We start from the raw sequence: 13,832 nt of genomic DNA, 5'->3' as shown, positions 1-13,832 counted from the left end.
TAGACTTTCTGTTACTTAATCGCGGTACAAAAGCTGACATCGGCGTGCTGAGTTTGCGGATCGTAGCTATGATAGAGCTCAAAGCATGGGCGATCATCGTTTTCAACACCAGTTTCAATCACCTTGCTCATCAAATCATCCCACGCTTTGGCATATTGGTTATGTTCGGTGATGTTTTGACGCATGACCGCATATTGCCCACCAGGAAAATCTTGCAGTTCAATCCCGCTTGGCACTTGTGTATCTGCTGGGACCATCAAACAGATATCGGTGCGACATTTGTCATTGGGTGTGACTTCTGGGTTGTCGTGATAGATAAAGATGCAGGTATTACCCGCCAAGTTTTTCATTCCAGCCCATTGATACAAACGGTTTGAGGGGGCTTCATAACCTTCACCATAAGGGCCTGTGACTCTGACGTAGGCGAGTTTAGTTGCGTCAAATTGTTGCATTTCCATTGTCTTTCTCCATGTCGTTGGTTCAGGGCCAGTATATGGAGTTGTCATCTCGCTTTCGTTTCCAATCTTGCGCAAGGTGTGTCCAATCTTGCTGTTTTGTGCCAGCGTTGAAAACTCTTGATAGTTTTTACAATCACGAAAAGCGGTCGGGGTAACACCGTAATGTTGTTTGAACGCCTTGGCTAAACTTTGAGAAGAAGAAAAACCAAACTCTAACGCAATGTTGAGGACGGGCTGTTTGGTTTTGAATAATTCATCGGCTGCTGCTGCGAGTCTTAAACGGCGAATGAAGTCGGCCAATGTTTCTCCTTGCACTGCTTTAAATGTGCGATGAAAGTGATAGGGAGAAAGGTTCGCTAATGCAGCCACTTCGGGTAGGTTGAGAGGTTGATTATAGTTTTGTTCGAGGTAACGGATGACCGGAATCAACCGCTTTTTATAGTCTACACCCATTTATGTTCTCTTTATTCCCTGAATTATCATCTCAGGCTAACCGATTGAGGCAGAGTTTAAAACCTGGGCGTAAAAAGATGAGTTGGTTTTGGCGTTCTAATTGTATAACGATAACGAAAAGGCCGCGAACTCTCGGCCTTTTTTGTCGATGTGCTCTTATTTAGAGTCCTTTCGAATATTGGGCATTGGTCGTTGGTTGAATTACTGAATGAAGTGACTGACTATTCTCTTCATTGTGGTTATCAAGCAGGGTTAAGAATGCCTGAATCAGATCTGATTTCTCTATGTTCACTTGCGTTTCAGTCTGAATGTCTCGCAAGTCGATCAAAATGTCACTGAATAGGTTCGGCAGTTGCTCTAACACCTCTAAGTTCAAGACGTTGTGCTCGCTGTAAATCGCGTTGTGACTGCCTTTATGTTTCTGGATGACATAAGGGTTGTCTTTCAAGTTGATGATTGATGTGCGTTTCTCACAGCGCTTCAAGCAGCCTTTGTTTACTTTAATCTTGCGGCAGCCTTCCGTTTGTTGGAACAAACATTGGCGGCTTGTCAGTAGCGTATTCGGGTGATAAATACTGTAGAACAGCTGCATCTTGTCACTGCGCTTAATGTGGCGCATCTGCTTCATGTTGAGCTCATTAGAAATAAACGCACCGGCACAAGCGAACTCTTGTTCAAGGCAAGCAAGAGCATAAGAGTTGGTGATGTTCATTTGTGGACCGGCAACCCAGGGAAGTCCAAGCTCTTTGGCAATGATGCCAACGCCAGAGTTGTTGGTTACCATTTGCTTTGGCCTAACCGCCTGCAAAAATCGTTTTGCGGCCGCAAAGTCATCACCAATCAAAATAGCAGGGAACCATGGCATAAGGTCGGGGTTGGCACTGAACAGTTCAATCAGGTTATCGCACTCTGCTGCTAGGCCCATCGGGAGCTGGTAATAGAAATTTGCATCAGAGCAGTTGATCAAGCCTAAGTCATCTGCTGATGAGAGTAACACCGACAGTGTCGCTGTATCGACAGGTTCAGCTTGCGGCAGAGCTTTCAATTGAGGAACATCAATCGCCCCTTTTAGGCTCGCACTATTGTCTTTGGCTGGCGTGAGAACCATTGCATCGGTCTTTGAAGCTACTGTTTCAATAATGGCAGTTTTGTCATCGTAGAGCTTCTTCTTCACCTGCTGAACTTGCTCAGTGCTGGTGCATTGATACACCTTAGAGAAGTGCTTAACGGCGTGATCGCGAGGGTTATCGATGTACATCGCTTTACCAAACTCACCCTGCAAGAACGCATTGGAGAAATCACGGTTAAACACGGTATAAAGCTCAGTGGTATCATTCGACAACTCGACACCATCGCAGAAGCGATCTATTTGCTTACGCCAGTTATCAACAACAGTGTAGACGTAGTGAGACTTCTTAATTCGACCTTCGACTTTCAATGAGTAAACGCCCGCATCGACTAACGCCTCGAGATCGCCAAATGCCGAGTTATCTTTCATATTTAGCGGGTAGCTATTGCCTGTTTTGGTCGTTTCATACTGCTCACGACAAGGCTGACTGCAGCGGCCACGGTTACCGGATGCGCCATTACGAGCTGAGCTGATGTAGCAAATACCCGAGAAACCAATACAGTAAGAGCCGTGAACAAACACTTCCATTAACACATCGTGCTGCTTGCCGAATTGAGCAAGGTGCTTGATTTCATTGATGTTCAACTCACGAGAGAGATTAACGCGGCTGGCTGTTAGCTGGTTGAGAAACAGGATCTGGCCTTCGTTGTGAGTATTGAGCTGAGTAGAGGCATGAACATCCAGATCAGGAAAGTAGTTTTTCAAGATGTACGCTAAGCCAAGGTCTTGCACGATGACACCATCAATGGCTGTGGTGTTAAGTTGGCTAAGTAATCGCACGATGGCAGGAATTTCACTTTCTAGAATCAACACGTTTAAGGTAAGGAAGATTTTACAGTCGTGCTGATGTGCCAGTGCGAGAACGCCATTTAAGTTATCTAAGGTGAGGTTGGTTGCTCGGTTGCGGGCATTGAATCGATCTAAGCCACAATAGATAGCATCGGCACCCGCTGCAATCGCTGCTTTAATAGAATCTAAATCACCACCTGGAGCCAATAACTCAAATTGATCACGTGTCACTGCTGTTCTCTTACTCAAATTAGGAATGAGCACGTATTCTACGGGGTTCAAAAGTGTGATCTAGTTCTAGTTAACCTTTTATTAATCTGAGTCAATAAGAATTTGTCGATGCTCATAACTACTTGCAATATCTTCTAATTGCTTTAGTGTTATACCTATGTATAACACTAAAGCGAATCGATGAGGGCGACACCATGACAGAATGGAATGATAACCAGCCTATCTTTCGCCAATTAGCAGACCGAATAACAGAGCAGATTTTGCAAGGAATTTGGTGTGAAGGTGAAGCGCTTCCGTCAGTGAGAAGTGTGGCTGCCGATCTGAAAATTAATCATCTAACGGTGATGAAAGGTTATCAGTTACTGGTTGATGAAGGCTTAGTCGAGAAAAAACGTGGGCAAGGAATGTTTGTTGCTGATGGTGCCATAGGTCAACTTAAGAGTAACCAACGACAAGACTTTATTGAGCAGCAAATCCCTTCCATTGCGAGCAAACTGAAGCAGTTAGATATCCCACTAGACGAATTTATTAATCAGCTTAAACAGCATGCTGAGGACAAATCATGAGTGTATTAGTTAAAGCGACTCAAGTGTCAAAGCAGTACTCTGGCCAAGCGAAAGGGCAGGGTGAGGCACTAAAAAACATTAACCTAGAACTAAAAGCAGGCCAGGTGCTTGGTTTACTTGGTCACAATGGTGCAGGTAAATCTACCCTAATTAAAAGCCTGTTGGGCGCCCATGATTATCAAGGTGATATTCAAGTGCTCGGTATGGAGCCAGTGAGGGAAAGAGCCAAAGTGATGGCGCACCTCTCTTATATTTCAGATGTCAACGTGTTGCCTGATTGGATGAAGGTCAATCAACTGCTACGTTATACCGACGGGGTACACCCAAGCTTCGATATTGAGAAAGCATACCGTGTGCTTGAGAAAACCAATATCAAACTGAACAGCAAAATTAAGTATTTATCGAAAGGGATGAAGGTGCAGCTTCATTTGGCTTTGGTTATTTCAACAGACACCAAGGTGCTGATTTTAGATGAACCTACACTGGGTCTAGATTTGGTTTATCGCGACACGTTTTATCGCCATTTGCTTGAGTGGTTCCACGATGGTGAACGAGCCTTAATTATCGCTAGCCACGAAGTGTCAGAAATTGAGCACCTGCTGACTGATGTGCTTATCTTGAAGCAAGGTAAATCGTTACTGCAATCTTCGATGAGTGAGATTGAAAACGAATATGTCATCGTCGAAACTTGCGACTCACAAGCAGAGAAAGTCCAACACCTCAATCCGCTATCCAGCGAAAAAGCACTGGGCAGCACGCGTTGGTTATTGCGTGCAGAGCAGGTGGAACAACTGGATGATGTCGAGCGAATTTACAATGTAAAACTTGCTGATCTGTTCTTAGCCTTACAAAAAGGAGCAGCGTAATGAATGCCAATATCTACATGTTAGAGAAAGAGTGGTTAGAGCATAAGATGGTCACTCGAGTGCCACTGGCGCTGCTTATCTGCGGTGTGGTGTTTCTGTTTAGTATCATCATGAATACGTCAATTCAAAGTAATGTGACTTACGAGCTGACCTACAGTGACGGTTTTGAATCGAACTTCGCGTTGGGCAAGCAGCTAAGTCACTTGGTGTTTGGTTTTGCCGGAATCCTGTCTTTGATTCTTACGGGGCTCTACTTTCCGAAGACTTTGCGCAAAGAGCGCCAAGAAGGCAGTTTGATGTTTTGGCGCAGTATGCCAGTGAGCGATATTCAGATTCATTTGGTTAAGCTGTGCTTTGGTTTGTTGGCAATTCCAGTGATCTGCTCAATTTTGGTGCTCAGTGCTGATTTTCTTATGTGGGTGATTAACTCGGTTGTAGGGGATAAGTTTCCGCTATTCGCTACGGGAGAGTCAGTATTGTATGTGCTTACTAACTGGCTAGAGTTTATTGGACGTATGTGGTTGATTGGCCTAGCGTTGATCCCAATGGCGACGCTATCACTCGCGATCTCGCAGAAAGTGAACTCGCCGTTATTGGTGATGTTAGTTGCTTTGTTTGTGATTCAACTAGTATCTAAGTCACTGCTAGGCGCACATGGTGTAGGCCACTTTATTGAAGCGATTTCTATCTTGCCGTTCGAGTTACTAACAGCAGAGAACCCGCTCAGTGCGTTTGCCAATATGGGTATATTCAACCTATTGACATACGCATTACTGGGCGCGCTAGGTTTAGTGATCAGCTTAAGGTTTGCTAAATACGCAGACTAACGTTTGTGACTTGTGAAAATAAGAAAAGCCACCTTTAAACTCGGTGGTTTTTTGTTTTAACAGCTCAAATCATCGTAAAAGAGAAATACGACTTTAATCGTTCGTGACTGTTTTAATGTAATCACTTGGGGTCAGGCCAAATTTACCCTTAAAGCGCTGACTAAAACGTCCTTCAGACTGATAGCCACACAGTTGCGATAGCAGTGCGACATTAGTGTGGCCATTTTGCATTAAGTACAAGGCATGATTTAAACGTACTTCTGCTAATACTTCCCGGTATTGAGTCCCTTCTTGTTTGAGCCTTCTTATCAGCGTGGCTCGGCTCATGGCAAAACGCTCGGCTACCTTCTCTAGTGGGTGATCTTCGCTAGGTGCGTAGGCAAGATAACGGCTGACTTTTTGGCTAAAGGCCGCGTTTGAATTGGCAAAAAGATGATGTAATACCCCGCGCTCGGCTAATTGTTGATAGAGACCTTGTACCCAGTAGGATTGCGTCTCTTTGCTCATGCTTTGTTGGTCAAATGAGAACAGCGCATTAAGCGTATCTTGCGTTGCTTTATCGCTGGCCAGCAGTGGACTTAGCTCTTTAGCCTCATTATTTCTGCTTAACTCAAGCATTGAATCACTTGGTGAGTAATGAAAACTGTACACGCGGGAAAGAAAGCGTCCTTTCTGTGGCAGGTTTTCGAAGCTCAATGATGCTGAAGCTTCGCAAAGTAACAGTTCTGATTGGGAAAGCTCCAACGCTGAACCTTTCCAAAAAAGACGTTTACTGCCAGTAATGATCTGAATGATACTCGGGGAATGAATCCTCACGTTTCTGAGCTTTTGCAGTTGCTCGGCGCGAAATATCGTCACCTGATATGGATGGTTCATCATTTCTCCTTGCTGATTCAATTTAACGAGTATACGTCGCGGTTAGTTTGGCTTTGTCTAGCGCCAAGCTGTTCAATGTAAAGCCTACTACTGCAGCTGGCGTATCTTTAGTGAGTTCGAGTTTGTCAGCCGGTAACGCCCACACAGTAAATTGGTAACGGTGCATACCATCGGCTTCAGGAGGACAAGCGCCACCAAAGCCAACGCTGCCGTAGTCAATACGTGACTCCATTCCACCTAGCTTTTCAATGTTCACACTACGTGGTAGCTCACTTACGCTTGCGGGAATATTGAATGCGACCCAGTGCCAGAAGCCGCTGCCAGTTGGTGCATCAGGGTCATAAGCTGTGATGGCAAAACTCTTAGTCCCTGCAGGCGCATCTTTCCACATCAGTTGTGGTGACTGGTTGCCGCCATCACAGCCCCAGTTATTGTATTCAAACGTCTTAGCCATAGGGTGGCCTTCTTGAATATCGTTACTGGTCAGTTCAAATGAGTGTGCAGAGCCAACGGCTAATAAACTAAGTGCCAATACTGATTTAGTGATTACTTGCATAGTGGTGATCCTTTTCTTAAGTTCGAAATCAGTTTACGCCTATCACTAAGTTGTAGCATCACAGTAAGTATCTCATGGTGGTAGTTATTAGTTAATATTGATACTTTTGGTTTTTTTGCGAGTGTCATGGAGCGACAAAACCTCCATGGACGTATCCGCATGGGAACAAGGGAAGTGTATAAAGCGAAAGCCTCTATGGGGATAGAACTTCCACAACGCTGTTACAATAAATGTTCTGCGGTGCTGAGTAGAAGGCATGCTTGATCTAATTAATATTGTGACTCAATATTGGGTGTTAAGTCGTTTTCTCGATTTTCCAGCTTACGAATCAATCTCGCTGGCGTGCCGCCGTAAAGGCAATCTGGCGGGACATCACTGTTGACCACCGAGTTAGCCGCAATGACAGAGCGAGCACCAATCGTGACACCTTGATTGATGACGCTATTACCGCCAATCCACACATCGTCTTCGATGGTTATCGGTAGACAGTAGGTTTCCCACTTCCGGCGACTTAAATGATTAAGAGAGTGTGAGGCCGTATAGAGTTGCACGCTTGGTCCGATAAGAACGTTGTTACCAATGGTGATTGGTGCGCCGTCAAGCATAACAACATTCATGTTGATGAAGGTATCATTGCCAATCGAGATGGTTTTACCAAACTCACAATGAAAAGGTGGTCGGATAATACTCTGCCCAACCTGTCCAAACAGCTGTTGTTGGAGTTCAGCTCTTTGGTTTTCATCCACACAGGTATTGAATTGTTGCAGAGTGCGGGTAGCTGCAGTGCGAATCGAGTCAATCTCTTGCGCTGCGCCATCAAACACTTGGCCTGACATCATTTTTTCTAGTTCATTCATGGGCGAATTTTGCTTTAGAAGTGATGGGCTCAATATACGCCGAGTAGGGCAAAGAAAAAGAGAAAAACTAAGTCGCGATTACTTCCTCTTTATTACAGCAGTCGATGCGAAAACGCCAACAGAGATAGTTGGCGTTAGGATAGTGCGAGTTTTAATCACCTAGTGGCTGACGATCTAGTCCGCCACGGTAGGAGTCGAGTGCTAACTTAAGACGACGGAGCTTATCGCGAGAACGGCGTTTATGATTTACTGCCAGTGCCATGGATAACACGTCGACCAGCGCTAACATGGCGTAACGCGATGCCGAAGGCTTGTAGATAAAATCAGTTTCTTGGTGCTCAATCGGTAGAGTTAAGTCCGCGATGTCAGAAAGCGGTGTCGACTTAGGTGTAATCGCGATCACTTTCACGCCATATTCTTTGGCAAGTTCAGCGGTTTCAACAATTGTTGGTGTGTAGCCTGTCGCCGAGAGCATAACTAGAACGTCATTACTGTCGGCGGTTGAGGCAACCATACGAGACATCAGGCCGTCGTTGTATGACACCACAGCATAACCAAGGCGGAATAAACGATGCTGAATCTCTTGTGAAGCAATGGTCGAGCCGCCCCCCATACCGATGGAAATAACCTGTCTTGCACCGTGCAGCCACTCTACTGCTGTTTCAATGTCAACTTCATTGACCAGATTACGGTTGATATCGAGCGATTGCTTAATTGATTCGTATATTCCTTGGTAACCACTTTGATCGGGTGGCTCAAGGATAAAACGCTGACCAACGGTTAGAGTTTGAGCGAGTTTGATTTTCATATCACGAACGTTTTTACAGCCTACCGCTTTGGCAAAACGGGTAATGGTCGCTTCACTCACTTCTGCGCTTTCAGCTAGTTCGGTAATGCTAGCGTTCGCGGCGGTCTCTATATCGTCCATGATCAATTTGGCGACTTTCTTTTCCGCATCTCGTAGTGCGCTGAATCGCTCGGTAATTCGCGAAATAATATCGACTTCTAAACTCAACGTATTTTCCTATTCTTTTTGCTGGTGGCGAATAGCCAAGGCGAGGTCATACGCCACCAAAACTTTGCTGATTAGTATACCCAAAAAGCAGGGTGACTAAAGCGAACTGGGTTAGAAACGAGTCTCTACCCAATGCGTGACGTTATATTCGTCGTCGCAAATCGCTATTGAGCGCCATTTGTCGATAGTTAGGCATGGGTGTGAGGTAGAAAATGCGATGATGTCACCGACATTCAGTTTGCTATCAGCGTCAATTTCAATAAAGGCATGTTGGTCCATAACCGCTGTCGTCACTGCCTTACCCACTTCGATTGACTGACCATCTCGATAGGCTCTTTCTGGAATAGGAAGCCCTGCATCAAAAGCGACATCACGTTTGCCCAATCCTGCAACAATTTTATTCGGTTCAGGGCGTGAAATTACGTGAGCCCAAACCTCCAATGAAGACTGCAAGTCGCCGCCGAGATCGCACGCTGCGCCTTGGTTCTTTTTCGCGCGAGCAATGACTTTGTTTTGCGCTTCGAGATAGATCCCTGTGTCATGGATGGCGTAACAGCCTGGGCGGATGATGGCCTCAACATCATCTAGATTGGCTAAGCATTCTGATACCACATCATACCAAGCCGAGCCCGCACCAGTGACAATTGGCTTGTGCTTGATTAATTGATCATTTTGTAATGATCGCGCCATGGTGAGTGATTGAGTCAAGAAGGCGCGAATGGTTTGTTCCGCATTCTCGCCACTGATCACGCCTTCATAGACTTCGATGCCGCGTAGTGACAGATAATCATGTTGAGCAATTGTGTGAGCCAGTTCAGCCACTTGGTTTTCATTACGGCACCCACAGCGGCCACCTTCGACGCCAAACTCAATCAATAGATTCAGCGTTACTTTACGCTGAGCAAAAAAGTCACCCAGAGTATTAACGTTGAGCTTGGAATCGACGCTGATGTAGATCTCAACATTTTGTTGCTCAATTAGGTTAGCAAGGATCGCCATGTTGGCTTTGCCCACCACTTGGTTAGCAATAATGATCTGTTTTGCACCAACCATAGCCGCCACTTGAGCTTGTGCCGCTGTTGCAACGGTGATTCCCCAAGCACCGTGCTCTAACTGTTGACGGAAGAAATCTGGCGTCATGGTGGTTTTGCCATGCGGGCAGAGTTTGACCTTGTGCAGAGCAGCAAAACGCTGCATCCAATCGAGATTGTTCTTAAGTCGTGATTGCTGAATCACAGCCGCCGGTAAGCTGATCTCATCATCAATTAAGCTGAAGGTATCACCCGTAGAAGACCGAAAAGGTTGAGATTTTTCTCCACTACCCGGCAGGCCGGTGTGATAGTTTTTATCACGATTTTTGTATTGATTTGTCATCGCAAGCTCACTTCTAACATTATCTAAGTGTTTGATTTTTAGTGTTTGTTGCTATCTATACTAATGCCGATGTTAGAAACTATCAAACAAATCTGTATTTTTTGTGTGTTTTGTCACTGTTATTACTGTGGGAATTATTAATATTGAACTCATGCAAACGAGAGACGAAAAAGGTTAATAATGTTGTTCGATACCATTATCAAAAGTGTAGAAGTCTTTGACGGTACCGGCGCCGAGTCATATGTGGCTGATATCGCGATTCGTCATGATCGAATTGAACAAATTGGCCAGCTAGGTGCAGAACAAGCTAAGCGTATTATTGATGGCCAAGGGCTCGCTATCGCGCCTGGATTTATTGATGTTCATACTCATGATGATACCAATGTGATTCGTTTTCCTGAGTGTCTACCAAAGATCAGTCAAGGTGTGACGACAGTGATTGTCGGTAACTGTGGCATTAGCGCCAGCCCAGTTGTGCTCGCAGGTGACCCGCCTGATCCAATGAACCTATTAGGTAGCCAGCAAGATTTTAAATACCCAACTTTTGCTACTTATGCCAAAGCGGTAGAAGAAGCGAAGCCTGCGGTCAATGTGGCGGCGTTAGTCGGGCATACTGCACTGCGTAACAACGTGATGGATGATCTCCTGCGCACTGCGACCGACGAAGAGATTGCTCAGATGCGCGCTGCACTAGACCAAGCAATGTCAGAAGGGGCATTGGGTTTGAGCTCTGGCTTAGCCTATGCCAGTGCCAAACAAGCCAACGCCGATGAGGTCATGCGCTTAGCACAGATCCTTGGTGAACACGGCGGTATCTACACCACTCACATGCGTACCGAATTTGAAGAAATCATCTCAGCGATGGAAGAAGCATTTGAAACGGGTCAGTTCGCTAAAGTACCTGTGGTTATTTCCCACCTTAAGTGTGCTGGAGCAGGGAACTGGGGACGCACGGTTGAAGTATTGGATGTGATGGACAAAGTGTCTCAGCACCAAGATGTGTCATGTGACTGTTACCCATATTCAGCAAGCTCATCAACGCTCGATCTTAAGCAAGTGACGGAAGATTTCGACATTTTCATCACTTGGTCTGAATCTCACCCAGAGCATGCAGGTAAAATGCTGAAGCAAATCGCTCAAGAGATGGACTTACCGATCATGGAAGCATCTAAAGCGCTGCAACCAGCCGGTGCGGTTTATCACTGCATGGATGAAAACGATGTTAAGCGCGTACTCAAGTACAAACTCACTATGGTCGGCTCTGATGGTCTACCTAATGACCCGCATCCGCATCCACGTTTGTGGGGAACCTTCCCGAAAGTGTTAGGCCACTATTGCCGAGAGGAAAAACTGTTCTCGCTGGCGGAAGCGATCCACAAAATGACGGGAATGTCGGCGAAACGATACAACCTTCAAGGTCGTGGTGAAATACGTGTTGGTGCATTTGCAGACTTAGTTTTATTTAATCCAAATACAATTAAAGATACCGCAACTTTTGAAAATCCTATTTCAATGGCAAAAGGTATTGAATCTGTATTTGTCAATGGCGAGTTGTCTTATTTTGAAGGCAATGTTAGCGAAAATAGAAATGGTACGTTTATTTATAGAAGATAAACAATACCTAAAACAAATATCAAATATTACTTATATTAATTAAATTTTTAAATACTGGAGAAAAATATGTCTATTAAGCGTTACGGTGTAGAAGGTGGAACAGGTACAGGTGGTCAACATCTTCCATTTGCGCGAGCAACAGAAGCGGGTGGTTTCCTATATGTATCTGGCCAAACCCCAATGACGGATGGTGAAGTTGTGGAAGGGGGTATCGTTGATCAATCTCGCCTAGCCATTCAAAACTGCGTCGACATCATGGAAGAAGCAGGCTATACACTAGCAGATGTTGTGCATGTAAAAGTAGTGCTGACGGACTCTCGTTACTTCCAATCGTTCAATAAAGTATTTAAAGAGTTCTTCGGCGAGCACCCACCTGCACGTATCTGTATGGTTTGTGATCTTGTGGTCGATGTGAAAGTTGAAGTTGATGTGACTTGCTACCGTGAAGATCGTAGATAAACATCACAAATAATTAGTATCAAGTGTCGGGGTGTTTCTTATCCCTGTTAGAATTATCCCGTCACTTCCTCTCCTACAATATAAAATAAGCAACAGCGCTATAAATGGTTAGTTAAAATATATATTTTATTTCTGACTGTTTATATAGGAATAATATTTAATTGCTGCTGTTGTAATAAATCGAAATTAATACGGATTTTTCCCAAGAGGTGTTCGATGAATAGCACACTGTTTCTTACTGGCTTTGGCGTATATGTCCTGTTTTTAATCTGGCTTGGTTGGTTTGTTTCTCGTAACCAAAAATCAGGTGAAGATTTTCTATTAGGTGGTCGTGGCCTTCCTCTGTTTCTTGTTTTAGGTACCACGGTTGCAACCATGGTTGGCACGGGCTCAAGTATGGGCGCGGTTGGCTTTGGTTACGCCAATGGTTGGGCTGGTGCACTGTATGGTATTGGTGGTGCCATCGGTATTTTGTTGCTCGCGCTATGGTTTGCGCCAGTGCGTAAACTCAATTTTATGACAATGAGTGAAGAGCTTGCTTACTATGTGGGGGCAAATCGCATTGTCAAAAACGTTGTTGGTCTACTTATTTTCATTGCATCAATTGGTTGGTTAGGTGCGCATATTCTCGGCGGGGGTATGTACCTAGCATGGATTGCGAACATTGATCTCAGTACTGCCAAAATTGTGATTGCAGCAGCATTTACGATTTACGTGGTTATTGGTGGTTACACTGCGGTAGTGTGGACCGATACTATTCAAGCCATCATCTTATTTGTTGGCTTTATACTCATGGCAGTGCTTTCAGTGCAGCATATTGGTGGCCTAGACAACCTATATGAAGCAATGGACCCTGCGGCAACTAGCTTCCTAGCGATTGAAAAACTAGGCCTGTTACCAGCTATTTCTCTTGCAGTTGTGATTGGTGTCGGTGTACTGGCTACTCCATCGTTCCGCCAGCGTATCTACTCTGGTAAAGATGTGTCTACGATTCGTCGTTCCTTTGTTGGCTCAGGTATTCTGTACCTATTCTTCTCAATTATACCTGCAATCATCGGTATGGCTGCACATGCGATTGACCCAACACTTGAGAACCCGAATTTCTCATTCCCATACATTGCAGCAACGGTGCTACCTGTTGGTGTTGGTATGATTGTTCTTATCGCGGGTCTTTCTGCAACCATGTCGAGCGCGAGTTCTGACGCAATTGCGGGTGTATCAATTCTATTGCGTGATGTCTACGTGATGTTTACAGGTCGCGTACCAAATAAAGAGTCAATGCTGAACTATTCGCGCCTGGCGTTAGTTGTGGTGATTGGCTGTGCACTACTGTTTGCTTTGACATCGAATGACATCATTGGCTACATCACGAAAATGATTTCTACGGTTATGTCAGGCATGTTTGTGTGCGGAATGCTAGGTCGCTTCTGGAAACGTTACAACTGGCAAGGTGCGTTGGCGACACTAGCGGGTGCGTCCGTAGCGTCATTCACGGTAATGCTAAGCGCTGACCTAACAGCCTTCTGGGGCAACCCTGTTATCCCATCATGTCTGTTTGCTCTGACACTCGGTGTAGTAGTGAGCTTGCTGACTCCGGCAAACCAAGTCACACCAGAGATGGCACGCGCAATTCTTGATGACGAACGCGCTCTGATGGAGATGGAATTATCAGACAAAGGTCAGATAGAACAAGATCCTTCTCTTGAAAATCGTAAAGCCGCACAAAGTGCATCATAGTTAAACACTCAAACTGGGTGGCTCA

13 protein-coding genes are annotated in these 13,832 nt (G+C 45.1%); 6 read left to right on the top strand and 7 right to left on the bottom strand.

Going from position 1 to position 13,832, the window contains the following annotated elements:
• Positions 1 to 11: 11 nt before the first annotated feature.
• Together ACU01J_RS10195 and ACU01J_RS10190 are read right to left on the bottom strand one after the other, a co-directional pair.
• Positions 12 to 911, bottom strand: a complete 900-nt coding sequence (locus ACU01J_RS10195; protein ID WP_481085602.1) for an AraC family transcriptional regulator — start codon at positions 909 to 911, stop codon at positions 12 to 14.
• 160 nt (positions 912 to 1,071) lie between these two features.
• Positions 1,072 to 3,060, bottom strand: coding sequence for a U32 family peptidase (locus ACU01J_RS10190; protein ID WP_481085601.1), 1,989 nt, complete (start codon positions 3,058 to 3,060; stop codon positions 1,072 to 1,074).
• Positions 3,061 to 3,254: 194 nt separating this feature from the next.
• On the opposite strand from ACU01J_RS10190, the gene ACU01J_RS10185 reads away from it, so the two are divergent.
• From ACU01J_RS10185 to ACU01J_RS10175, 3 genes are read left to right on the top strand one after another with little or no spacing between them, the layout of a single operon-like run.
• Positions 3,255 to 3,626, top strand: a complete 372-nt coding sequence (locus tag ACU01J_RS10185) for a GntR family transcriptional regulator (RefSeq protein ID WP_134834898.1) — start codon at positions 3,255 to 3,257, stop codon at positions 3,624 to 3,626.
• The gene (locus ACU01J_RS10180; RefSeq protein WP_481085600.1) at positions 3,623 to 4,492 is read left to right on the top strand and encodes an ABC transporter ATP-binding protein; all 870 of its coding nucleotides are present in this window, start codon (positions 3,623 to 3,625) and stop codon (positions 4,490 to 4,492) included. The genes ACU01J_RS10185 and ACU01J_RS10180 overlap by 4 nt, the downstream gene beginning before the upstream one ends.
• A complete protein-coding gene (locus tag ACU01J_RS10175) occupies positions 4,492 to 5,319 on the top strand; it encodes a hypothetical protein (RefSeq protein ID WP_481085599.1) in 828 nt (275 codons plus the stop codon). Before ACU01J_RS10180 ends, ACU01J_RS10175 begins: the two co-directional genes overlap by 1 nt.
• Positions 5,320 to 5,412: 93 nt before the next feature.
• Here the strand turns inward: ACU01J_RS10175 and ACU01J_RS10170 are convergent, their stop codons facing one another.
• From ACU01J_RS10170 to ACU01J_RS10150, 5 genes are all read right to left on the bottom strand, one after another.
• The gene (locus ACU01J_RS10170) at positions 5,413 to 6,195 is read right to left on the bottom strand and encodes a helix-turn-helix domain-containing protein (RefSeq protein WP_481085598.1); all 783 of its coding nucleotides are present in this window, start codon (positions 6,193 to 6,195) and stop codon (positions 5,413 to 5,415) included.
• A 22-nt stretch (positions 6,196 to 6,217) separates the two neighbouring features.
• Positions 6,218 to 6,751, bottom strand: coding sequence for a YbhB/YbcL family Raf kinase inhibitor-like protein (locus ACU01J_RS10165; RefSeq protein WP_481085597.1), 534 nt, complete (start codon positions 6,749 to 6,751; stop codon positions 6,218 to 6,220).
• Between the two features lie 269 nt (positions 6,752 to 7,020).
• On the bottom strand, positions 7,021 to 7,608 hold the full coding sequence (locus ACU01J_RS10160; protein WP_481085596.1) for a sugar O-acetyltransferase: 588 nt from the start codon (positions 7,606 to 7,608) through the stop codon (positions 7,021 to 7,023).
• Positions 7,609 to 7,759: 151 nt separating this feature from the next.
• Positions 7,760 to 8,623 (bottom strand): MurR/RpiR family transcriptional regulator, encoded by an 864-nt coding sequence (locus tag ACU01J_RS10155; RefSeq protein WP_481085595.1) that lies wholly within the window; start codon positions 8,621 to 8,623, stop codon positions 7,760 to 7,762.
• Positions 8,624 to 8,734: 111 nt separating this feature from the next.
• Complete coding sequence (locus ACU01J_RS10150) at positions 8,735 to 9,997, bottom strand: amino acid deaminase (protein WP_481085594.1); 1,263 nt, start codon at positions 9,995 to 9,997, stop codon at positions 8,735 to 8,737.
• A 180-nt stretch (positions 9,998 to 10,177) separates the two neighbouring features.
• Here ACU01J_RS10150 and ACU01J_RS10145 point away from each other — a divergent pair, with 180 nt between their 5' ends.
• The 3 genes from ACU01J_RS10145 (at position 10,178) to ACU01J_RS10135 (ending at position 13,807) form a co-directional block, all read left to right on the top strand.
• Positions 10,178 to 11,611, top strand: coding sequence for an N-acyl-D-amino-acid deacylase family protein (locus ACU01J_RS10145; protein ID WP_481085593.1), 1,434 nt, complete (start codon positions 10,178 to 10,180; stop codon positions 11,609 to 11,611).
• 66 nt (positions 11,612 to 11,677) lie between these two features.
• On the top strand, positions 11,678 to 12,070 hold the full coding sequence (locus ACU01J_RS10140) for a RidA family protein (RefSeq protein ID WP_053439282.1): 393 nt from the start codon (positions 11,678 to 11,680) through the stop codon (positions 12,068 to 12,070).
• Between the two features lie 216 nt (positions 12,071 to 12,286).
• The gene (locus tag ACU01J_RS10135; RefSeq protein WP_481085592.1) at positions 12,287 to 13,807 is read left to right on the top strand and encodes a sodium:solute symporter family protein; all 1,521 of its coding nucleotides are present in this window, start codon (positions 12,287 to 12,289) and stop codon (positions 13,805 to 13,807) included.
• Positions 13,808 to 13,832: the final 25 nt, after the last annotated feature.

The organism is Vibrio sp. 2433-A1, from assembly GCF_056726085.1.
Note: the sequence above shows the minus strand (reverse complement) of the source record. Positions and strands in the feature narration are given on the sequence as shown.